23 protein-coding genes and 2 pseudogenes are annotated in these 19725 nt (G+C 44.1%); 5 read left to right on the top strand and 20 right to left on the bottom strand.

The genetic code is table 11. The features are described from left to right. A pseudogene (tnpA, locus tag ACGF5R_RS15060) lies at positions 1 to 429 on the bottom strand (IS200/IS605 family transposase). An 89-nt stretch (positions 430 to 518) separates the two neighbouring features. Here tnpA and ACGF5R_RS15055 point away from each other — a divergent pair. Beyond that, positions 519 to 1109 (top strand): DUF2913 family protein, encoded by a 591-nt coding sequence (locus ACGF5R_RS15055; protein ID WP_387691517.1) that lies wholly within the window; start codon positions 519 to 521, stop codon positions 1107 to 1109. A 56-nt stretch (positions 1110 to 1165) separates the two neighbouring features. Here ACGF5R_RS15055 and traI read toward each other — a convergent pair whose 3' ends face one another. Both traI and mobA read right to left on the bottom strand, forming a co-directional pair. After that, positions 1166 to 3148: a TraI/MobA(P) family conjugative relaxase gene (gene traI / locus ACGF5R_RS15050; protein ID WP_387691515.1), complete on the bottom strand. Its 1983-nt coding sequence runs from the start codon at positions 3146 to 3148 to the stop codon at positions 1166 to 1168. Then, entirely contained in the window at positions 3145 to 3489 is a 345-nt protein-coding gene (mobA, locus tag ACGF5R_RS15045; RefSeq protein ID WP_387691513.1) for a plasmid mobilization protein MobA, read from the bottom strand. Before mobA ends, traI begins: the two co-directional genes overlap by 4 nt. 273 nt (positions 3490 to 3762) lie before the next feature. Here mobA and ACGF5R_RS15040 point away from each other — a divergent pair, with 273 nt between their 5' ends. Continuing rightward, positions 3763 to 4086 carry a mobilization protein MobC gene (locus tag ACGF5R_RS15040; RefSeq protein WP_387691511.1) on the top strand — a complete coding sequence of 108 codons (324 nt, stop codon included), beginning with the start codon at positions 3763 to 3765 and terminating at the stop codon, positions 4084 to 4086. A gap of 122 nt (positions 4087 to 4208) precedes the next feature. Here ACGF5R_RS15040 and ACGF5R_RS15035 read toward each other — a convergent pair whose 3' ends face one another. From ACGF5R_RS15035 to ACGF5R_RS15020, 4 genes are all read right to left on the bottom strand, one after another. Next, a complete protein-coding gene (locus tag ACGF5R_RS15035; RefSeq protein ID WP_387691509.1) occupies positions 4209 to 4511 on the bottom strand; it encodes a DUF5983 family protein in 303 nt (100 codons plus the stop codon). A 42-nt stretch (positions 4512 to 4553) separates the two neighbouring features. Further along, on the bottom strand, positions 4554 to 5369 hold the full coding sequence (locus ACGF5R_RS15030; protein ID WP_387691603.1) for a DUF932 domain-containing protein: 816 nt from the start codon (positions 5367 to 5369) through the stop codon (positions 4554 to 4556). A 444-nt stretch (positions 5370 to 5813) separates the two neighbouring features. Then, entirely contained in the window at positions 5814 to 6551 is a 738-nt protein-coding gene (locus ACGF5R_RS15025) for an N-6 DNA methylase (RefSeq protein ID WP_387691507.1), read from the bottom strand. Between the two features lie 311 nt (positions 6552 to 6862). Then, entirely contained in the window at positions 6863 to 7237 is a 375-nt protein-coding gene (locus ACGF5R_RS15020) for a hypothetical protein (protein ID WP_387691601.1), read from the bottom strand. A 562-nt stretch (positions 7238 to 7799) separates the two neighbouring features. On the opposite strand from ACGF5R_RS15020, the pseudogene ACGF5R_RS15015 reads away from it, so the two are divergent. Then, positions 7800 to 7868: pseudogene (locus tag ACGF5R_RS15015) on the top strand (hypothetical protein); the annotation flags it as partial. 318 nt (positions 7869 to 8186) lie between these two features. On the opposite strand, the gene ACGF5R_RS15010 reads toward ACGF5R_RS15015, so the two are convergent. The 5 genes from ACGF5R_RS15010 to ACGF5R_RS14990 all read right to left on the bottom strand — a co-directional run bounded on the left by ACGF5R_RS15010 (position 8187) and on the right by ACGF5R_RS14990 (position 11591). Continuing rightward, a complete protein-coding gene (locus ACGF5R_RS15010) occupies positions 8187 to 8393 on the bottom strand; it encodes a hypothetical protein (RefSeq protein WP_387691505.1) in 207 nt (68 codons plus the stop codon). Beyond that, positions 8390 to 9001, bottom strand: coding sequence for a plasmid SOS inhibition protein A (locus tag ACGF5R_RS15005; RefSeq protein ID WP_387691599.1), 612 nt, complete (start codon positions 8999 to 9001; stop codon positions 8390 to 8392). The genes ACGF5R_RS15010 and ACGF5R_RS15005 overlap by 4 nt, the downstream gene beginning before the upstream one ends. 29 nt (positions 9002 to 9030) lie before the next feature. Continuing rightward, complete coding sequence (locus ACGF5R_RS15000; RefSeq protein WP_387691504.1) at positions 9031 to 9315, bottom strand: conjugation system SOS inhibitor PsiB family protein; 285 nt, start codon at positions 9313 to 9315, stop codon at positions 9031 to 9033. A gap of 38 nt (positions 9316 to 9353) precedes the next feature. After that, entirely contained in the window at positions 9354 to 11276 is a 1923-nt protein-coding gene (locus ACGF5R_RS14995) for a ParB/RepB/Spo0J family partition protein (RefSeq protein ID WP_387691502.1), read from the bottom strand. A 213-nt stretch (positions 11277 to 11489) separates the two neighbouring features. After that, entirely contained in the window at positions 11490 to 11591 is a 102-nt protein-coding gene (locus tag ACGF5R_RS14990) for a DUF905 family protein (RefSeq protein WP_387691500.1), read from the bottom strand. Between the two features lie 752 nt (positions 11592 to 12343). Between ACGF5R_RS14990 and ACGF5R_RS14985 the strand changes: the two genes are divergently transcribed. Together ACGF5R_RS14985 and ACGF5R_RS14980 are read left to right on the top strand one after the other, a co-directional pair. Next, positions 12344 to 12496: a hypothetical protein gene (locus ACGF5R_RS14985; protein ID WP_387691498.1), complete on the top strand. Its 153-nt coding sequence runs from the start codon at positions 12344 to 12346 to the stop codon at positions 12494 to 12496. A 57-nt stretch (positions 12497 to 12553) separates the two neighbouring features. Next, a complete protein-coding gene (locus ACGF5R_RS14980; protein WP_387691496.1) occupies positions 12554 to 12697 on the top strand; it encodes a hypothetical protein in 144 nt (47 codons plus the stop codon). Between the two features lie 230 nt (positions 12698 to 12927). Here the strand turns inward: ACGF5R_RS14980 and ACGF5R_RS14975 are convergent, their stop codons facing one another. From ACGF5R_RS14975 to ACGF5R_RS14940, 8 genes are all read right to left on the bottom strand, one after another. Continuing rightward, a complete protein-coding gene (locus tag ACGF5R_RS14975) occupies positions 12928 to 13311 on the bottom strand; it encodes a hypothetical protein (protein WP_387691494.1) in 384 nt (127 codons plus the stop codon). Positions 13312 to 13525: 214 nt separating this feature from the next. Continuing rightward, positions 13526 to 14305, bottom strand: coding sequence for a DUF4942 domain-containing protein (locus tag ACGF5R_RS14970; RefSeq protein ID WP_387691493.1), 780 nt, complete (start codon positions 14303 to 14305; stop codon positions 13526 to 13528). Positions 14306 to 15320: 1015 nt separating this feature from the next. Further along, entirely contained in the window at positions 15321 to 15656 is a 336-nt protein-coding gene (gene stbC / locus ACGF5R_RS14965; RefSeq protein WP_387691488.1) for a plasmid stabilization protein StbC, read from the bottom strand. A 1-nt stretch (position 15657) separates the two neighbouring features. Then, entirely contained in the window at positions 15658 to 16374 is a 717-nt protein-coding gene (stbB, locus tag ACGF5R_RS14960; RefSeq protein WP_387691486.1) for a StbB family protein, read from the bottom strand. Positions 16375 to 16382: 8 nt separating this feature from the next. Further along, positions 16383 to 16763, bottom strand: coding sequence for a plasmid stabilization protein StbA (gene stbA, locus ACGF5R_RS14955; RefSeq protein WP_387691485.1), 381 nt, complete (start codon positions 16761 to 16763; stop codon positions 16383 to 16385). A gap of 586 nt (positions 16764 to 17349) precedes the next feature. Continuing rightward, positions 17350 to 17793, bottom strand: a complete 444-nt coding sequence (locus tag ACGF5R_RS14950) for a hypothetical protein (protein WP_387691483.1) — start codon at positions 17791 to 17793, stop codon at positions 17350 to 17352. 216 nt (positions 17794 to 18009) lie between these two features. Continuing rightward, positions 18010 to 18615 (bottom strand): hypothetical protein, encoded by a 606-nt coding sequence (locus ACGF5R_RS14945; RefSeq protein ID WP_387691481.1) that lies wholly within the window; start codon positions 18613 to 18615, stop codon positions 18010 to 18012. Between the two features lie 190 nt (positions 18616 to 18805). Then, positions 18806 to 19135 (bottom strand): hypothetical protein, encoded by a 330-nt coding sequence (locus ACGF5R_RS14940; protein ID WP_387691480.1) that lies wholly within the window; start codon positions 19133 to 19135, stop codon positions 18806 to 18808. Positions 19136 to 19725: the final 590 nt, after the last annotated feature.

Raw genomic sequence — 19725 nt, 5'->3', positions numbered from 1 at the left:
TCAATTATCCAGCCTGAAATTATCATTCGGGTTTGGTTCAAAATGATGCTCCAGATAGGCCTTTATCATCTCTTCCGTTAATTGGCCTACCGTCGCACAAAAATAGCCTCTGCCCCAAAAGTGCTGACCCCAGTAACGCTTTTTCAGGTGAGCAAACTCTTCAAACAACTTGTTCGCTGTTCTTCCCTTTATTCGCCTCATGATTTCTGAGGGCGCTAAGGTCGGAGGACAACTCACCAGTATGTGTACAGGGTCTTTGCTCACGACTCCTTCTATTATCCTGATTTCAAACGCTTCACATGTCTGACGAACTCACTCTCTTACCCGTAAGCCAACTTCACCTATCAGTACTTTGTATCTGTATTTCGTTACCCACACGAAATGATACTCAATCTGAAATACCGTGTGGCTGCCATATCTGTAATCCATATTGCACCTCTCGTGCAACAGAGTATCGCAGCTAAAGCTGACCGACTAAAGTCGGTGGTTTTAACCTTTCATATGGAAAAATAAACCTCATGACAACAGACACTACTGAACTTTTAGGACATTTCGCATGGTGTGCCCAAATTGCGCTGGGCATTGCACGCAAGGACAAAAAGGTTACTTCCCCGATTCAGGAACACATATTTCTTATGAACTGGATGAATACAGCCCGAAAGAAAAAATTTTTTCCGAAAGCAATCGCCGCCGAGATCGACTATCTGATTCAGACAGGAAAACAATCCGGACCATTGGTCAACCTGAAGAAAAAGATTACTTATATCTACAAATCCAGCCGTGAAAACGTTCTCAGGCAAAGCGATCTGTTCCGCCTGACATACGCGATTGAATCATTGAAAAATGACGGTTGGTACAGTTATACCGTGTCGCCGGGTGACTGGAAAAAGAGATGGAAAGCACCACATTCTCCGGCACTTTATATGGATAAGAACGCGCTCAATGAAGCCTTCAATTATGAGGGAAAACAACTTAAACCTGTCCCTATCAGGGTAGACGGTGATCATGAGTCCGTCACAATAATGTTTTCGAAGTTTCACATAGTTAAGAAAGGATTGCCCTCTAAGGAGGGTATTTTAATGATTGAACCATGGAGTACTAACAGCTAACCCCTCCTCTAACAAAAACGCCCTACACGGGCGTTTTCATTTCTCGCCTTCACATCCTACCGCGGCCGCCAAGTGTTTCTGGTTGCCGTGTTCTTATCCTCCAACCGTTCTTCATCAACAGTAGTGTTCTTTCCATAAATCTGACAATACGTTTGCTCATCCATAACTCTGGGCGTAATGGTCGGGCTTGCTGGCTTATCGTAACCGGCCAGAACACGTTGCTGAGGATCTGTCAGCGGTAAAGGCTTATCGCTTCCCTCGTTAAACCATGGCACCAGACTGCAGGCTGACGCCACAAAAGCATCATCACCACTGAACACTATTTTCTCCCCACATTTATCCTCAGCCAGTAACATGGCATCCGCGATATGAATCCCGTTCTCCCTGTACGGATCTGCAATTTCGATGCTCTCACCAGTATCCTGAAGTGTCACCTTACCCGCCTGCAGATACTGTATTGTCCCGTCTCTGTTCACCCGGGTTTCGAACCCCTGAACATTCACCGGTGCAATATCATCAGCGACAGAACACACAATCGCATTCTCAGATAGCGAAGCAGTACGATACTGACGCTTGAGCTTATATGCTCTACCACGTAAACGGGATATCGCGGCCTGATCCTGTTTCGCTGCCTGCTGCTCTACCCACTGCCAGTAATTCAGTCGGCGGTTTTCTGGTGCAGAATAAAATACCTTCCTCTCCAACTTAACCTGCTGACTCAATACCTCAAACTCCTTTTGCCGTTCTGCCTCAAGTGTCCGGTAAACCAGCTTACGGATTAAAGGATCATCAAACACTTTTCGCACCTGAGCTTTCTGCCAGGAGTAACGATTTGACAATGCTTTATACTGAAGACGAATGCGATCGTTCTCCATTTTTGGCCGAACCCAGTCATTCTTGTAGGCTTTGTAACGCTCGTCTAAATCTTCACGCGCTTCAGCGCGGGTCAGACGCCGTTCACTACGCGCCCCAATGTCGCGAACATGAGCCCGCGCATCATAGACAAACTCCTGAGCGTAGTTACTGCCAATATAGGCACCATCGTCATTGAACTGGTTAATAACTTCCGGGCAAGGTTCAAACTCACCCAGCCATGGCTCAAGACAATGACGTGCCAAATCAGGGTGAAGTGTACTAGCTTTAATCGGAGTAACCGACTCATCATGACGAGAATAAATGGCCAATCCTTCACCTTTTGGTTTCAACTCCAGCCCGGCACGAATTAACTCAGCGTGCAGTTTTTCCCAAGTTGCTTCACCACTTCCTAAGATGATGCCAATACGTTCACGGCACTCATTTACTGCGTAAGTATACAGGCTTTCTTTGTCGCTATGGTATTCCAGTTGGCGCGCCTTACGTGGAATAGATTTAACGTCATTTTTGTTGCGAATAATGTCGCCGTTCTCATTAACCCAGGCGCCATTATCCGGTGTATAGCCGTATTTCAGCTCCAGCCGTCGGCAGACTTTATGAAGACGATCAATATCGTTGTAAAGATTCACCGCACGGTAAGCAATAGGATTGATACGGTTAGCGGCGATGTGGCAATGCACATTATCAGTATCGCGATGGATAGCAGTAACATACTGATGCTCCTGCATCCCCAGCGTTTTCAGTGCTGAACGCGCACACGCAAAAATATCCTCATCCCAGGGCTTATCCTGCTCAGGCCAGGAGAGAATGACGTGGTAAACCGGATCAACGCAACGTGTGTTTTGCGCAGCGACCATATTCATTTCAGCAGATGCGGTATCAAGACTGAAGCAGTTTGTCTCACAGACAACATTGCCGGAAATCACCTGCTGACGACCATCAGGAAACTCAGTGACAACGACCTGAGCCTCTAATGCGGCGCTGCGATCGATATAGTCAACAAGCCTGTCAAAAATGGCCTCATTGGATCTTGAAAGTCGCATCACGGGGGCATCAGATGAAACAGACTCATCCAGTTTGACGTCTTCTCTTAGAGAAAGATAAGACACCAGCTGTAAAAAGCTGCTTCTGCCATCGCGACGTTTCTCCGGAACAATCGGGATCATGATGATGCCTTATCAGATGGTGTCACACCGATATCAAGAGCAACGACCGCTTTGCGGATTTCCACCAGAACCTCAGAGAAATGGCGGCTTAACTCTGGTGTCATCTGACTTTTCATTTCGGTATAGAGATGTTTTTGCAGCCCACCAAGGCGAAGAAGTTCCTTCATCAGTTTGACATCTGTGCGAACCGATATTTTCCTGTCGAGAGCACAGCGACGCAGAAACTCACCGACGCTAAGGCCAGAAGTTTTCGATTTTTCCTGGATAGCTGCCTTTTCTTCCGGCAGGCAGCGAATACCCAAGAGTAGCTCCGTTCTGTTACGTTTTTCGCTTTTGCTCATGGCGTCTTAAAATACCCTTCGTCTGGTGTTTGCCTAGTTTTTATCTCATCAGGGGTGTCGGGGCTTCGCCCTGACCAGGACGTTTTGTTAGGACTGACTGCTTGCGGGCGGTTCAACAAAACATATCCTGTCCCTTCTTTTAATTCAATTATGCCTTGAATAATTGAATTTGTCATTACACCATGAATAGGTAAACGTAATAGCAACGGGTTTTCTATTTGAGGTATAATATCGCCATCAGATTAATCATAAATATTTCAAGGAAATGCGCGCATGGCAGCAAACACCTTCTACACAAAAGAACAGATTAAAATAGCAAAGCTTCAACTCGAAGAGTTGCCAGATTTGACTGAGACAAGACTGACCGGGAAAGATGTTCTGGAAAATCTGAAAACACAGATATTCGAGCTGGCAACCAAAAAGGGATACTCAGTTAAAGATATTAAATCTGCACTCGGGACCTGTAAGATAAACGTCAGTGAGCGCGCAATAAAGGACGTTCTGAATTCGCCAAAAGGCAATAAGAAGAAAATCATCCGCCGTCTTTCTACACAAGATAAGACACCTCAGAAGCCAGATAAGGTATCTCAGGACTAACAGACAGCGAACAGAGTTTTAATGATTCGATGTCATTAAAACACCGCAAGATACAGGAACGGATTTACAGACCGACATACTCATCCTGATCGTGCTCGATGCGCGATCAGGATGAAAGTCACTCACCAGTTAAAAACAGTATAGCCATCAATGCTATCAGCATCTCTGTCAAACATCAGCAAATCGCAATGATGCATCCGATACATATTAAAGACAAACTGATACAGTTCATTTGATAACCCAAGATTCTTTATATGCTTCATATTGTTACGAATCCCTAACAGATTAAAAATCCAGCCATATTCGAATGAGTAGAGCCAATAGTTTTCATCGATTATCAGCTTTTTAAGCAAGCTGTTATCAGCTGATGTCATATGCCCTGTCGAACAAACAAGACATTTTTTGAATTCAAAATTCTCTCTCATGATTCCCCCTGTGGCGGCAGCCTAGCTGCCACCGTGATAACATTACTTTTTAAGTGTTTTCATTTCTTCAGCCAATGACCAAAGCGCATTATTCAGCTTTACATCACCAGTGATACCGTTGACTGCACGTGTCCGTGTTCGCTGTCCTTTCACCGTTCTTCCAATTAGTCCGCCTTTGATCAGGTTTTCCTGAACGCGATGATAAGTCGTCCACAAATCATTTCTGTCATCATGACGTCTGTTAGGTAATAACACCTGTTCAGGTGTCACCGGCACATGTTCATCGTACTTATAACCAAGCGCATGTTTTGCATAAATGCACTGTTCGTCTTTATCCAGCGTGATAGATTTCATCTCATCACGCGATTCAATCACCTTGTCAAAGAATCCGAGAACCTCATACGCCCCTTCGATCACCTGACCGACAACATCACCTTTATGGGGAATGCGGATATCACCAAACGTTTCGCCACAAACCAAACCGTTATGGCAAACAAAACGAAACATTCCCGGAATCATCTGGTAGCTCGATGAACCGTCATGTGAATTGAGCAGAATAATTTCCGGTACTTCATCAGTATCGCGAAAACTATCTCGACGCAGTCGGAGCATATGACGGGTATGCCTACGTCGGTCTTCATCCTTCACTTTTGTCTGGCAGGCGAAAAATGGTTGAAAACCTTCGCTGCGAAGTTTATCCAACAGAGTGATCGTAGGAATATAGGTATAACGTTCACTGCGAGATTCATGTTTTTCTCCAGAAAAAATGCTTGGAACGACAACCATCAGCTCATCATTAGTCAATGGGCGTTCTTTCCGGATCAGGTTGGCCTGACGAAAACCACGGTACATACACATCATCTTGTTTCTCCTTCTGACTTCTTTCTGGTGTATCCCTTTCAAGCTTTACTTGGCGCGGGATGTTCGGCGCTGTGACATCAAACCGGCAGGGTCAATCAGCACACGAAACAAGGACGCCAACGAAGACGCAGCGCAAGCGGGCGACCATAGGGAGCACGCGCGAACGTATGAAGATGGCGGCGAAGCCTACCTTGTTTTGTGGGCCGACCCTGTCAGCGTCTGTCACGGCGAAGTACATCCAGTGCAGAAACAAGAAATCAGGATAGACACCAGAAAGAAACCAGATTTATCTGGCAGCTTAAGCGGTCAGCTTGCTGACCAGTGAGAGCGGCGCGGGCGCAAGCCTGCTGCAAGCGATGCATTTTTTCGAGAAGCGGGGGCTCAATGCCGCTGCTTCTCGACCGCGCACAAAATAAGGCAGGGTTCCCCCTGCCCGTCAGCTCATGCGGCATTTGATACAGTAAACTTTCGCATCAGTTCAACGCGTTGCCGGAACGCTAGACGCTCGCGCCAGCTATTGATATAAAAAACAGGGGTATATCTGACGCGGTTAAACTGCATCGTCAGGGTGTTGCCAGTGACGATTTCGGCGGGGATACCCAGTAAACTAAGCTGAATAAACGCCATATCAGCAGCAATCGGATCAATGTCTATACAACTGACATACAGCTGTTCTGATGGGTTATACCCTGCCTCAAGCATGTATTCTGCAAAGGCAATGACCATACCCGCAGCGCCGCAGGTGGGTTCACTAAGCTCGATCCAGCCTTGCTTTTTGATAACACCATCAATTTCGCTTGCCAGCATTCTGGCCATAAGCGACTGCAAATCATAGGGGGTGAAGAATTGCCCCATATCACCTGAACCTAGCTCAAGTTCCATAAATATGGCACCCAGAAAATCGTGAAACTTACCATCAAGGGCAGCAACCATCAACGAAAACAACTTTTTCAGGTTTTCGAGATCAGCAGCGTCATAGCGATCGCAAATTCTCCGGCTGTTCTCAATGTTTTCTGTCGTTCTTATGCGGGCCATATCCAGCTCGCTCGCGGCAAGCGTAATAAAATCACTGAACACACTCCAGCGCCCCAAATGGCGTGCCGTATGGCGAAATATGCTGATAAACTGCTTACGCGCCACATTCAGCGTAACAATAAGTGGAATCGTTTTTTCTGACATTTAAAAAAACCTCAATCCTGTGGAATGCCGCACCGTCAGGGGCGGCAGAATTAAATCAGGCATAAACCCATTTCATTTCCAGAGCACGCAGAACGTGCCCCTACTCGCTGGCACGCATGGCCGGATCGAGGTCACGCGCGGCGATATCGTCGCGCGTGACGCACTTATGCGCTTTTTCTTTACATGCTGCACACTTAGCGCAATAATCGAAACTTCAAAAGTCATAGCTTATTCTCCATGTAAGTTATTGACAGCCGGTGCCACTTCCTAGGGCGTCACCGGCAGAGAGAGCAGGCGCAAGCCTGCTTTATTTACATCTGGGTATTACCGTCCTCCTTCATTGCCTCCTTAACGCGTTCAACGATCTCCACGTGGCTCAGATGGCTGTAATCGCGCATACGGAAGTAACGCGCCCCAATGCGGGTGAAAATCTCAGTCACATTCCCGCAATACATTTCCTGCATCATGAAGGTTTCGGTGTCCTGTCCGTTGCTTTGCCAGTTCATCGGGTACACATGTCCGGTCATCGGGTACATACGTCCGGCAGCTTCGTGAAACGCGGTCACGTCGATTTCTTCCGGGGCCGCAACTGCGGATTTTTCACGCGCCAGCCAGTACGCATGCTCTGTCTCGGCATCCCAACTCATGCGCTGCTCTGCGGGGGCAGAAACCATCATCTTATTCATCATTTTTCTCCTGTGAAGCCTCTGGCTTCTTTCTGGTGTCATTCCCTTCCGGTTGTACCGGCTTCGGGGCGTTTTCGTGGGAAGACGTTACGCGGCAGGAGCGGCGGGAAAGTCCACAGGGGGCGCGTTAATTTTTTGGCTGAACTCGTGAGGACAAAAAATTCATGCGACCAGCGCCTGGCGCGGCCTGTTGACTTTTCCGTCCCCTGATGCAGGCTGACCCGCGAAAATGAACCGTAGCCGGAACGGCAGCCAAGGATGACGCCGGAAAAAACCAGATTTATCTGGCTGCCTTAGCGCCCGACAGCATGCTGTCGGGCAGTGAAAGCGGCATGGCCATCAGGCCATTGCCAGCGGCCGTTGACTCAGGCATCGGTTGGCACCCGCATGGGCGGAGACGCGCCTCGCGTGGCTCCGTAAAACCTGGCTGACTAAAGTCAGACTGGTTGTCGCCAGGCGACGACCCGACCGCAGGGCGGGGAGCCGAAGGTGCCCCAGGTGGTAAAATTTGAAAAATTTCATTATCATTTAAGTGTCATTTTGGCATTTTTCAGAGGTTTAAATATCAGGATTCGAACTCAGACTCTGGCGAAGAGAATTTGGCTGGGATCAGGAAAGAGCAGCTGAAGAACTGGGCGTCAGCCTCAGAACCTACAAGCGTTATGAAAGTCGAAAACAAATCGAAAAACTGGTCGAACTGGCGGCAGAAGCGTTAACCAGACGATACAGCTGAAGAATGGCGAAAGGAAAGGAGCTATCCTGATGTTGACTAGACATGTGGATCGCCTCATTGGTTAATGAAAATTAACTACGGGGCTTTTTTCTTTCTGCCTCACAACAGGTAATAAACCACCTGACAGTAACGTCATGAGGCAAAAAGCCTCAAGCGCCGCGTTAACTATACCGTACCAACCATCAACTTGCCTAGCCACGCGAACAGTTAATTGGTTCAATCTTCGCGTCCTTTTTCCTTTTCATATTGCGCATAGTCCAACTGCTCAATAACATAATCCGCAGCCCGATATAGCTCCTCATAAGCCATCACGATGCCCCCGTCCAGTCCCTCCCAACATGGGCTTAGATCCTCAATTAGCAGCTTCAGGGTCTTCATTCTACGTCTGTGACAGGCTGCCAGCCGTTTTTCCGTCAGGCTCATGACCAGACCTCCCGCAGCGTGATTTTGTTTGGCACCATCCAGAGCGACAGGTTCGACAGTGATGGGCAGCGTTCAATCCAAGACCAGAGCATTTTCTCCATGTCATACTGTCGTATATCGTGCTGCGACCAGTGCAGATACCAAGCACGCAGCGTCTCAGGTGTCTGAAAAGCCAGATCAGTTGCAGTCCGACCAACCAGATTCTGATAGCGAGCCTCGCGCTCCTGTCGGCGCTTCGTTTCCTGGCGAGAATACTGATGTCCCTCCCGCTGCCAACGCTTTTCCTGACGATCATGACGACTGAACATCACTTCCGGAAAAATATGGCAAGCCAGATCAAACGGCAGTGGTGATGGGCAGCACTGCCCTTGGCTACCGATAAACACATCGAATGCCTGTTCGTAACGCGCCAGCGCGATTTTATCTTCCTTACGCCAGTAAACTCCCATTACCTGATTAATGGCACGCCCCGTAATTTTGCTGCTGCCGCACAAAAATCGGAAAAATGCCTGCGCGTAAGGAGATGAATGACACTTCCAGTACGGGTCTTTTGCCCGTTTTTCTTCGACGTGGATGACGGCCTTTATAGCTGCCTGTCGTTCTGGCATCAGTGGTACTAGTGCATGGCTGTTCGGGATCATGCAGCACCCCCTCTGCCGGCACTGGACAAGTACCAGTCAGTGTCAGGATTCTCGTTATTCCGACAATAAAATTGCAGCGGTACCGGGTGCAGGCCACCAAATTCACAGCGGTATTCCACGTCCATATGCCAGTTTTCAGACACCTGAATCAGCTTAAGTACAGAGCACGACAGCACATGGCGATAATCGGGACCGCGTTCACCGTACTGTTCCAGTTCGTCGGCATCCATCGCGGCTAACTCGGCCAGGCTAACCAGATTATGAATCAGTTTTGTTATCATCGCGTTAAACCGCTGCCCTTTCGGGCAGCGTCTCCTTGTCAGGCGGCAATCGGGTGGATAGTGCCGTCAGTTTCAGCGGCAAGCTGTGCGGCGGCGGTCTTATCATTCAGCAGACAGGCCGGAACCCAACGGGTTTTGCCGATCACATTTTCAGCCAGCTCAGCAGCGGCACCTTTCTTCATTTTGTCCACATCAACCGCCGCTCTGCTGCAACCGGCATCCATCAGAGAATCGGTGATCGTGTTTTTACTGACGCGACCAAAGAAGTTAGCTTTTTTAGGTTGCCACCAGTCACGGATATTGAAGGGCAGCAGCGCTTCAACACCTTCCAGCTTCGACCCCACCTTACCCTCAATATTAACCTGTTCGGTTACGCCGTCGATCGCTCCTGCAATGCAGTAAGCTAACATGGAGAGTTGCTCGGCCAGCGGCCATGTCATCAGCCAATCATAGCTGTGTTGCCAATCTTCCGGTAATTTGGCTTCCCAGTCGCGGTGCGCTTTGTCCAGCTGCATCATGGCAAGATCGTCAGTTGCTGTAGGCGCATTATTCAGCAACCCGTCTCGGGTTTTCGTCAGACTCACATGCAGGGGTTTTTCCACCCGTCCGGTATAGAAAGTCTGTACGACCAAACTGTGCAGCATGACGACCAGCGCGATCTCGGGTTCAGACGCCAGCGCAGCCTGTACAGCAAGGGTTCGTTCTGATGACAGGCTTTTCACCAGTGCCGCTGACAACCCTTTCTTGGCAGATTTAGCATCATCTTGTTCTGAATTCTCATCGCGGGTATTGTCCGCCCCAGCTGACGTTTCATGGTCGGTTTCTTCGGTACGCAAAACAATACCACGTTGAATGTGAGCATCACCGGCAACCAGCGCAACAACCACACCAGCCTGTGCTTTCATATCCTGCGACCATGTACGATGTGTCGCGGTCTGGCACAGCTCGTCCAGTTCGTACTCACAAAGATTGCTCTGATCGGTAAGGCTGGTTAGATCGGCGTCTTCGTGCAGCGCATCACATTCACTCTCCAGTTCGGCCAGTGTGGTCTGTAACACTTCCATACGCTGAACCTCTTCGTCGGTATAAACAGGTGACGGTGTTCTCAATACCCGATAAAGCTGTGCATCCTCACCCCATGTTTTAACCGTGTTCAGCCGTCCTTCTCCCCACGCCCAACCTTCCTCTGCGCTGATGTGTTTTGCGATATCATGCAGTTTTTCCTGAGCCAGACGCTCAAGCAATGCCGGTTCAGTGATAAACCCCTGATCGGTAAACAGGTCAAAGCGAAACGCACCGCCGTTCTTCTCGTAAACATCGCGCCCGATAAATTCCAGCATCGGATTATTTTCGGCAGAGACTTCCCCCTGCAAAGCGGCACCGCGCAGCTGTTGGGGCTGACGCAGATATAAATTACTGGCATTCGTCCAGATATTGAGCTGGCGTTGGTGATCTTCGGTGGCAGACAAGGCTTGCAGCTGATCGAGGGTGATCTGGTCCTCTTTCAGCGCATCAACCAACGCCGTAGCCATCCCAGCCACTCTCAGACATTTCTGTACATGACGGGTACTGTAACCCAGCAAAGCACTAATCTCGGCTAGAGTCTTGCCGGATTCACTCATCTGGCGAAATACTATCAACTGCTCGTAGGGATGCATGTTTTTACGCTTCCCGTTTTCAGTAGCAGACGCCACAACGCCCAGCTCACGAGGAATAGGCTTATACGGAACCATGAACGTTTCGGTATCGACCACGCCATCAGCTACCAAAAGGCCGGTAGCTTTAGTGCGCCCACCACCTGCAACCACTTCCAAACGTCCATCAGGCAGCTCGATTGCTACAAGGTTTTGCAGAATCCCAACAGCTTTAATACTGTCAGCTAGTTCCCTAAGTTCTTCATCCGTGTGCGGGATCAAACGAACGTTGAGTTCGCTGATAAAAAATTGTGAAAAGGGTGCCATCTTCACGGCTGTATTTTCTAAGGTTTTTACCAACACCTCAGAGACAACATTGTTCTTCTTTTTAGGGCTGGATTTTTTTATCGCCTTAGCTTTAAACTCTGATACTGACATAGTTGATACCTCGTATGTATTGATTTTGTCTGCCGGACGCCCATCGTCCGGCACCTCTCACTGCTTACTACTTTTTCACGCCATAGCTGGCGATGGATTTGTTTATGGCTTCACCGCCATCCGGCAGGGATGACGACTCAGGACAAGACGAAAATGCGTACCCTGATAGTCTTCAAGGGTCATATTGGTATACTGCGCGGCCACAGCTTCGGCCTACTCCTTCTGGCTTTTTTCTGGTGTATTTCCCCCTGCCAGAGTTCTCCGGCGCTGGGGAGTTTTCGTGGGAAGACGGAAGGCGGCAGGCGTGACGAAGAAGTCCACAGGGGACGCATAAATTTTTGGGCGAGCGAGGACAAAAATTTATGCGTCCAGCGCGTTGCGCGGCCTGTTGACTTCGATGTCCCCTGACGCAGGCTGACACACGAAAAGGAACAGCGCAGGATACAGTGTCACGGGAGAAACACCGGAAGAAGGCCAGAGAATCTGGCCGCCTTAGCGCACTGCGGGGGTATCGCAGGGCAGTGAGAGCGGCATGGCCGCAGGCCGCTGCTAGCGTGCCGTTGACGTCAAGCATCGGTTGGCACCCGCATGGGCGGAGACACGACTGAGTGGCTCCGTAAAACCCGTACTGGCAGCAGTTTGCCAGTATGCGGTTGTCGCTAGGCGACAACCCGGACTTCAGGACGGAGAGCCGAAGGTACCCCCAAATGCACCAGTCAGTAAACCATTACCATAACCACTGGCCGAAAAATAAAGTGACAAACAGCAGCAAAAAATAAAGAAAATAAGCGGATAAAAAACAATCAAATAAGTGATTTTTTTAGCCCTTGCCACTGATACCGTAGGCGTGCAATTTACCTTTGTTTTCTGAACAGGGATGGTGCTACACACAGCCCTCCGCGTGAGAACTCACCGAGAGATAAGTCACAATGGTCAAGAGAATGAACACACCCGCCATGTCGGAACGACGTGGCAACCTTAGCGGCGCGGCTTTAGCCGCTGCAAGCGCTAAGGAGTTGACCTTAGGCATCGCTTGCTATCCGAATGGACAGAGACACGCTCGCGTGGCTCTGCGGAAGCTGGCCTGTGCGACTGCACAGGCCAGGTAGAGTGCAGGCGACGACCCGTCCGCCTGCGGGCGGGGAGCCGAAAGGGGCCCCAGATAATTGAACAATCAAAAGCAACTAAAAAGCGGAACGCTTTTAATTGCTCTGGCGAAAAAAGATCTATCTACTTACGGCTATACAATAGCTCTTCAAAAGAGTTTTTCTAAAGTCATCAAAGATGCTACTGTGAAGATGAAAAAATAACTGGAAAACATTAGTAAAAAATAATAAACAGTCCACAAACTAATTCTAACCAAATATTACTATATGTAATAATAAAAATCCTGAGTTGGTAATCAGGATTTTTACTTCTCTAATTTTATTATTTAATACTAAACAAATTTATTTTAGATTACTAGTCTGAGAGCAACGACAACCCCATATTCTCCAAAGTATTTTTAACCTAGCATAAACGTCTTATTTACCCCTGCCCATTATAACTTACATGCTGCAAGATAAGATCCTTTTACCTCTTCAGTAAAACAAGCATACTCAGATATTGCTACAGGAAGCCACTTTATCAGTATATCTGCTAATTTTCTAGCTGCCTGCTCTTTCAACAACAATATATTTTCAGTCACTAATAACGACCCAAAATTTTCAACAACATCATAAAGCCAGCATCCGGGAAAGTCATAGCCTTTTTCATTGAGCATATTAGCTACGGCGTCAACAGCTTTCGCATGATTGATTAACATAGACATTAAATCTATCTCTCCTCCTATTTGTTCTGTACGTATAATTTTAATAAAGTTTTCCCAATTTTCTTTTGCAGCTACTGCTAGATATATAGCTGTCAATGTAATTTCTTCGTCCATTTTCCACCTATTCTCACGTCTGACAGGGATACAATTATTATGCCTGTTACCTTGGATTAATTGATCAAATCTAAAATGAGAAACACAACCTAACAGAATTTTTATTATTATTTTTAATTGCAGATTAATCTTCGTCAGTTTAATTTTATTCTAATTATTAAACTCGTTCAGGCAATGCGTTTGGATAATAGCGTACAATGATATCATTTAACTTTTACAACAAATCTAATCTATTAAATAATATATGACCAGTTCCTTTCTTAAAATAACGAATACTAAAATAATCACCTTTGTACTCAGTTGCTTCTTTCGAATTTCTTAAGTGATCATAAAATAACATCCCAATGTTATTTCGATGATCTTTAAAATTTATGCCGTCAAGAATATTAAATACTCTCTCAAGATCATCTAATTTATTACTACCAGACGAACATATACTAAAGCCCCAATAATTATTATATTTAACTAAGTTATTCATAATAATCTTTTTTCCAAACTTACATGGAATATTAGTTTTATAGTCCCATGACAATTTTTTAAAAAAATTTATAACTCCTCGCTCAAAAATCTCATTTTTTTCTTGACTCAATTTTTCAAACGATGCTTCAATATTTTCCATTGTTATCTCAGGAAAATCCCCTTTATCCAAATTTCTTTCCCAGTCGTCTCTAGCCTGTTCATCCATCAAGCTAAACATGCCCGACTTATACATTAAGCTACTCCAAATAATGCGATCATTTATTTTCGTAATTCTTTTTAAGATATCCTCTTTACCATATCCGCCAAACCTTATTTCCCAATCAGATAATTTACCACCACCTATTTCAAGTGATAAAGACTGAGATTGATTTAATATATCAATCGCTTGATCAATTAACTTCAACATATGGTCACGATAAGAAATAATTTTCTCAATAGAAATAGAGAATATAATTTCTTCTTTACGATCCACATAATTCACTTGTTCAGATGTAAATCTAACAGAGCTTTTCATAATAAAATTCTTTTTTATATTAACCCCTACTCTATCATCTGTCATGAATGAGTAAGGATTTATTATGTAACACTAATGCTAAAACGAACAATTAGCAGAATATATTTAACAAATTATTTATTCTAATTTTAGAATATAAAATACCAAATTCCATATGCGAGGTATAGTTTTTGAGTTTGTGTATTAGTAGTTGTTTTCAAGTGTAGCTCCTTTGAGTCTGGCATTTCGCCTGTAATAAAAGATGGCCTTCCATCTCTATGTCTTCATTATACAACAAATTACAATTATATATCAATGTATGTATATAATAAATTTATGATCTTTATAAAAAAGCATTTGGATTGATAGTTACGCCGGGGAATCTCATGGTTTCCCTTATTGGGAGTAAGCAAAATTGACAAGCTAACTGGGGATAATGACCGAATAGCTGCGATAACCAGTAATTTTTCTGTGAAAAAACATATTAAAGTCCGAGAGTAGTGATTATTCTTTTTCATAAGTAATCTATTTAGATACACTCATCAGTAATCGGCACTCCTTCGCTGATTACCCTCAGGAGGCCTGTTACTGCCGTAGCTGGCCTCCCTTTCCCAAAGGTATCAACTCTAAATCAGAAAAGGGCAAGATCAAGAACGGCCAATAGCTAATATATATGTATTAGCTATTGGCTTTACTTAGTAGCCAACGAGTCAGCGATCAGTTTTTTAACTTCATTTGAATATAATTGTTGCGCAGAAAGGAGCACTATACTAACGGAAGTAATGATAAACGTTGTGAAACATGATATAATGGGATTCATCAATAAATTTGATGAAATGCAAAATAAAATTGCAATATTGATATGGCAGACCGGACAAATGTTTTGCGCGATTTGATTTATTAACCGAGATTCTCGGCTACATGCTCACCATTCCCAAGCTAACTACCGAATATATTCTTTTTGTCCATATATTTCACTGTAACAGTCACGTTTTGTTATTCAAAAAAAGCCGGGCATTGCCCGGCATCTGGTGACTTATTTCAGGATAAGGGCAATCAGTGCAAACACGATGGCCGCACCAACCACAGAACAAACAGCCGTCACGATCACAACGCGGTTGATGATGTTTCTGGCGCTGGTTCGCTGAGCTGCTTGCCACCGGGACAAAAACTCAGCCCGCGCCTTACTTTCTTCCTTCATGTCACGTCTGACTTCTTCTGCCGCAGAAACCAGATTTCCGTTCAATTCTTCGAGGTGTTGAAGTAACTCAGCCTGTTTTTTTAGCATGGCCTCTTGCGCTTCGTTGATTTCCTTCGCATCCCCTAAAAACCATCCCATCAACACGTCTAATTTATCGGGCTGCTTATCCATATCACTCTCCGATTAACAGGCTGTATGTTTTATCCAGATTGTTTTTAACCGGAATGGCCTGCTTCATATAAGTATAACGGCGGGCCATTTTACGGCGTTCATCAGCATCGGTCGATTGTTTGGCTCTTGCTTTAAATTCTTCTGCATCTTCAGCCGTCAGAGTTTCAAACGAAATCTTATGATGCGCCAAATATTCGTAAACCTCACTATCGTAGATTACAGAGTTTTTATTGATACTACCAATTCTCGTTTCTTTCACGAAATTAAAAACAGGGCGTAATACTTCATCCACATCATCACCGAGTACAACGCGGTTTGGTACGAAAATAATTTTTTTATTGTCCACACCAGCTTTACGTAAAGTATGCGCTGTTTTAATACTTTCTTTAATAGCTTTGTCTTCGGGAGTAACAGGAATGAAGTACAAATCAAATTCATTCGCGCCACCATCAAAACGGGACATAGCCATTAAAAAAGGTTCTACGTTAGATGCTCCAATATCGATAATTGCGGCATCTTCAAATACCATATCTTCAATCAGTTTGGAAAAATCATCTCCTTTGAAACTGGTTACATTCTCAATACCTAAATCCGACGCCGACTGGTTAATAGTTTCAATAGCGAAAAACTTCGCATCTTTCATACGAGGGGCAAAAAGATAGGTTGATAATAAAGTTTTCCCTACGCTGCCACTGTAATTAATTACCACTACTTTCATTTATTACCTCAGTACTTATCTACATATTTTGTTGGATCAAACAAATCGTTGATTTCATCGAAAAACTCTTTCCCAATAATACCTGGATTATTGCTGGCGTTTTCTTCCTCCTTTTGTACATCCTCTTGTGCTTTGTACAATACACGATTTCTTGGGCTGGTTATCACTTCATCTGTATTGTGCAATCTAGATGATGCGTTACCAAGCTTCAGCCTATTTTGTCTCGCCCGGTATAGCGCAGTATCGAAACTTCTGACATTGACGTTTTCGAGGCCAAACCGATCTGAAACAGCTTTGAATACGTCCTCTCTCGATACTCCCAGAGACAACATTTCTTCCACTTCGGGCAACATCATTTGAATGGCTGCCCTGATGCTTTTGGGCTTCATATTATATTACTCTCGCTCAAAATGAAGTAATTTTGATGCAATAGTGACGTGCATATGACACAATCACTAAAACATGGCGTAATAATGGTGTAATTATGTTGTATTGTCAAGATTATTTTGTCGTAAAAATGATGTAATTATGATGTATTCAAGGCGATAGCCCTTCATGCATGCAAGCATGAAGGGCAGACAAGTGTACACTTTTCGATTAATTTACCTTTAACCTGCAATATGACGGAACAGGACAAAAATAATGAAGATCCGTGCGCTGCTGATGAATACGCTCAAGGCATGAATAGAAAAACGGGAATTTACCCAAGGTTATAAACACCTGCAAGACCTGATTTTCTGATACAAAAGTGAACTAATAATCAGAAACAGGAAATAACAATTTTAATAGTCAATCCTCCGTGCTTTTTAGTCAATTTGTCACAAATGAAATATTTGCATTATTAAGCCCAGTTTCTGCAATTATAGTATCGATATCTACGCAACCCTAGCCGCTATTAAATAAATCTAAAGAATAAAATGAATGTAAAAGCATCACTTTTACAAGCTGTAATGATTTTTTCCAAATCTCGGAAAGTCACATTGCTATCCTTTTACTTTTTATTATTTTATAACATTCATCTTCTTCGATAGCAGCACTAATCCAACCGGCTGCAATTGGTTTATCAAACTTCGCTGGCAATGCATCAAGCAATTCGTCTAAATCTTTTGATTTCTGCATTTTAACAAAAAGGGAAGCAAAACCAGCCCATTCTTCATTGTTCTGCGGAAACCATCCATTTTCTAGTAGTAACGTTAACGCAGCAAGGGCAGCCCATAAAGGAGTAGAGTGTTTTTTAGACCACTCGGCCAATGCAGAACCAGGAACTGGCTTTTCCCGCCGAATAAACCCATTTTCTAGTGCAACTTTATGAATGAGTTCTGCCCCTGTAACAGCACTTAAGCCAGAGGACATTATCCATGTTTTAACTAGCCGAACACGAAAAGCACAAGACAGCATAGAAAAAGGCGTGTTAGTCATTTTATCCCTCTTTAATCCAACTAATGCCACTGAAAAAGCGGCCTACGAATGGATTATTTTGCACGATATTCCTTTATGAACCTAGCCTTCTTCTGATAATTTATCCGGTGACATGCACCGGATATACATTTATTGATCTTTCCACCACTTACATCTTCGGTAATTTTTCAAGTGCCGATTTTACTACCCGCTCAAATGTTACATGAGCGTTCAGAGTCATAAAGTCTTGCGGATAATTTTATTAGCGCCAACCATTTTTGTGTGACTATTCTCCAATTGGGCAATTTCTGTTATCAGTAACTCGGATGCATTCGGAGTATTTAATAAAATATTTGTACCATCACCAAATGGAATAATTCTTCTCAAAAAACGCTCTGGTGCCTTTTTAGCATATTCATCAATCTGAATGTACTTGTCCTCGGCAATACGGCCTCTTCTACGCATACGCTCAACAGGGAAGTTAGCCGATCCTGTTATCACCGGATTAGCGCAACTACTCATCGTTGATAGATAGCTTTCAAATGCGGTTTTCATACGATTACGAAACGATTTAAACCAGTTGTCAAATTGTAGTTCCCAATCTTCAGCAACTATTTCACCTCTTTGCTGAGCTGTCTCAATGCGTTTTAGTATTAGATTTTTCTGATTGCATAAACGCCAAGCATAATCTAATTGACACCATAATACTCGACTTTCTGGATCAAAAGAAAGATTATTAAAAGCATTAGCTGTCTTTTCAAGATAAATATCATCAATAAACTCTGCTAAGGCATAATTAGTTTTCAGAATTTCTATTTTACGAGTAATTTCACTATTGAACATATCTATACACTCCTTTGAGTCTGGCCTTTGCCAAGATGAAGAAAAACGGCCTTCCGTTTTTCTATATTACCTATTATATATACCCAATATAATAAATCAATACAGATATATAATAATCATTAAAATAAGTATTTTCCAAATGCCAAAAACATCCATTTCAAGAATCTAGAATAATAGATTCACGTGTTGCTCATTCAGCAGTTATTGATGCTTTCTTTCCGCTGAAAATGTAAGAATGAAACAGCGCCAGTGCTTTATCCTGATGGTTAGCCTTAAATACAGTACGTACATCATTCCCTTCTTCAATGTGAAGGATTATAACATATTCCAGAAGACTAGAAATCAGATCCATCAAATAACCAGCCGTTGCTCTGCTATCGCGCAGTACATAGCAGAAGGTAATCATATTCCGTCCATAATTGCTAAGACCTTCCACAGCATCATAATATGAAAGTTTCAGGCATCGGTTAACTTGAATATCAGAAAGAAATTGTATTGCAGCATATTTTAAAGTTTTCATTTTACTAAATCCTCTTATTCTACAATCAGAATATTCTAATCGATGTTAAAAAAATGACAAACGATTATTTAATTTCATCGTCTTACTTGATCCGTATTTCTCTCTAATTTCGTCTATTGATAACCGTTTTCTGTTAAATCATCTTTTTTATTCTTCTGGGCAGTAATACGAATACTTCCTCTTTAAGGATCAGTAACAGATGAGTTAGTTCAATATTTCTTTGTGCCATTTAGTGTTACCAATAATCTAAATCCAATTGCCTAATACTTCAAAAAGAAAGCCATTAAGACTATTTAAAACCTCTTCTAGTTCCTTGCTATATGAGCAATAAACATAATGATATTTTTGATCATATGATTGATATTTATTTTATCAATATTTTTTATCAAAAATTAATAATAATAGGCAGATTCGACTAATAAGTGCAATTTTTCAGAAGGGCGGTCAGTTGCTATAGTAGGCATCTTTCTCGCCAAAGGAAATCTATGGTCTTCCCCGTTTTTGCAACACTAATTTTGATGTATGGTTGGCTTGCTTAAATCTATCCGGCGTCTCTATGAGTATGGATACCCGCGCCACGATGAGTTCCG

The sequence above is a fragment of the Photorhabdus sp. RM71S genome (assembly GCF_042879355.1).
Classification (GTDB): Bacteria; Pseudomonadota; Gammaproteobacteria; order Enterobacterales; family Enterobacteriaceae; genus Photorhabdus; species Photorhabdus kayaii.
The sequence above is the reverse complement of the archived record's forward strand: the minus strand, read 5'-3'. Positions and strand labels throughout refer to the sequence as shown.

Coding starts and splice junctions, on each gene's coding strand:
- ACGF5R_RS15035 (WP_387691509.1), bottom strand. CDS start 4,511: ATGAGAGAGAATTTTGAATTCAAAAAATGTCTTGTTTGTTCGACAGGG.
- ACGF5R_RS15055 (WP_387691517.1), top strand. CDS start 519: ATGACAACAGACACTACTGAACTTTTAGGACATTTCGCATGGTGTGCC.
- stbA (WP_387691485.1), bottom strand. CDS start 16,763: ATGAAGCCCAAAAGCATCAGGGCAGCCATTCAAATGATGTTGCCCGAA.
- ACGF5R_RS15030 (WP_387691603.1), bottom strand. CDS start 5,369: ATGTGTATGTACCGTGGTTTTCGTCAGGCCAACCTGATCCGGAAAGAA.
- ACGF5R_RS14985 (WP_387691498.1), top strand. CDS start 12,344: ATGTCGGAACGACGTGGCAACCTTAGCGGCGCGGCTTTAGCCGCTGCA.
- ACGF5R_RS15020 (WP_387691601.1), bottom strand. CDS start 7,237: ATGAATAAGATGATGGTTTCTGCCCCCGCAGAGCAGCGCATGAGTTGG.
- ACGF5R_RS14970 (WP_387691493.1), bottom strand. CDS start 14,305: ATGAAAAGCTCTGTTAGATTTACATCTGAACAAGTGAATTATGTGGAT.
- traI (WP_387691515.1), bottom strand. CDS start 3,148: ATGATCCCGATTGTTCCGGAGAAACGTCGCGATGGCAGAAGCAGCTTT.
- ACGF5R_RS15040 (WP_387691511.1), top strand. CDS start 3,763: ATGGCAGCAAACACCTTCTACACAAAAGAACAGATTAAAATAGCAAAG.
- ACGF5R_RS15010 (WP_387691505.1), bottom strand. CDS start 8,393: ATGAGCCTGACGGAAAAACGGCTGGCAGCCTGTCACAGACGTAGAATG.
- stbB (WP_387691486.1), bottom strand. CDS start 16,374: ATGAAAGTAGTGGTAATTAATTACAGTGGCAGCGTAGGGAAAACTTTA.
- ACGF5R_RS14950 (WP_387691483.1), bottom strand. CDS start 17,793: ATGACTAACACGCCTTTTTCTATGCTGTCTTGTGCTTTTCGTGTTCGG.
- ACGF5R_RS14975 (WP_387691494.1), bottom strand. CDS start 13,311: ATGGACGAAGAAATTACATTGACAGCTATATATCTAGCAGTAGCTGCA.
- ACGF5R_RS15025 (WP_387691507.1), bottom strand. CDS start 6,551: ATGTCAGAAAAAACGATTCCACTTATTGTTACGCTGAATGTGGCGCGT.
- stbC (WP_387691488.1), bottom strand. CDS start 15,656: ATGGATAAGCAGCCCGATAAATTAGACGTGTTGATGGGATGGTTTTTA.
- ACGF5R_RS14945 (WP_387691481.1), bottom strand. CDS start 18,615: ATGTTCAATAGTGAAATTACTCGTAAAATAGAAATTCTGAAAACTAAT.
- ACGF5R_RS15000 (WP_387691504.1), bottom strand. CDS start 9,315: ATGATAACAAAACTGATTCATAATCTGGTTAGCCTGGCCGAGTTAGCC.
- ACGF5R_RS14940 (WP_387691480.1), bottom strand. CDS start 19,135: ATGAAAACTTTAAAATATGCTGCAATACAATTTCTTTCTGATATTCAA.
- mobA (WP_387691513.1), bottom strand. CDS start 3,489: ATGAGCAAAAGCGAAAAACGTAACAGAACGGAGCTACTCTTGGGTATT.
- ACGF5R_RS14995 (WP_387691502.1), bottom strand. CDS start 11,276: ATGGCACCCTTTTCACAATTTTTTATCAGCGAACTCAACGTTCGTTTG.
- ACGF5R_RS15005 (WP_387691599.1), bottom strand. CDS start 9,001: ATGCCAGAACGACAGGCAGCTATAAAGGCCGTCATCCACGTCGAAGAA.